At 53.1% G+C, this 590-nt stretch carries 1 protein-coding gene; it reads left to right on the top strand.

What is annotated here, in order from left to right; all coding sequences use genetic code 11:
- The first annotated feature begins 43 nt into the window (after positions 1–43).
- Entirely contained in the window at positions 44–298 is a 255-nt protein-coding gene (locus tag ACNOHI_RS25260; RefSeq protein ID WP_420477477.1) for a hypothetical protein, read from the top strand.
- The last annotated feature ends 292 nt before the right edge of the window (positions 299–590 follow it).

Raw genomic sequence — 590 nt, 5'->3', positions numbered from 1 at the left:
GTATAAACTGATACGGCCCCGCCTGGGGCCTTGGAGAGTACATATGAATATCATCCAAACCCTGGTACGTCTATTGAAGTATGCCTACGAGCAAGAAGCCCGCAAAGCGGACGCTGCTTCTGCTAAATGCACGGCAGGTTCCTGCTCAGCAGCTGACCGTGCTGTTGAATTGGCTGCCGCCGCTGATGTCGCTGCACAAGAATCGTTGGATTTGGCTAATGCCGCGCTTGACCACTCCTTCAAGGCTGATGCACTGCGTGCGAAGCGCGATGAAGTAGCGAACTTCTTGGGGGTATAAATGCGCATAATCACATGGGTCAAAGAGCAGTATGCCGTGTTTCTGCTTCTACGCGCACAGCGTTTGCATAAGCGGGCTAACGACTGGCACTGGGCGGCTGGTTCTCATGCACACAGGGCAAGCCTTCTGGGCACTGAGATTAGTGCTCAACGTTATTACTTGACCCGCCAGTGCGCCAAGTCCCGACGACGCGCATACGCCCTGGGCGCAGAGGCTACAGCCATTGAGACCAAAGCACACGCCTTCATTCAAAAACACAAACTGAAAGGATTTGACTAATGGATAAAGTGTT

Source organism: Noviherbaspirillum sp. ST9 (assembly GCF_048799745.1).
Lineage (GTDB): Bacteria > Pseudomonadota > Gammaproteobacteria > Burkholderiales > Burkholderiaceae_D > Noviherbaspirillum.
The sequence above is the reverse complement of the archived record's forward strand: the minus strand, read 5'-3'. Positions and strand labels throughout refer to the sequence as shown.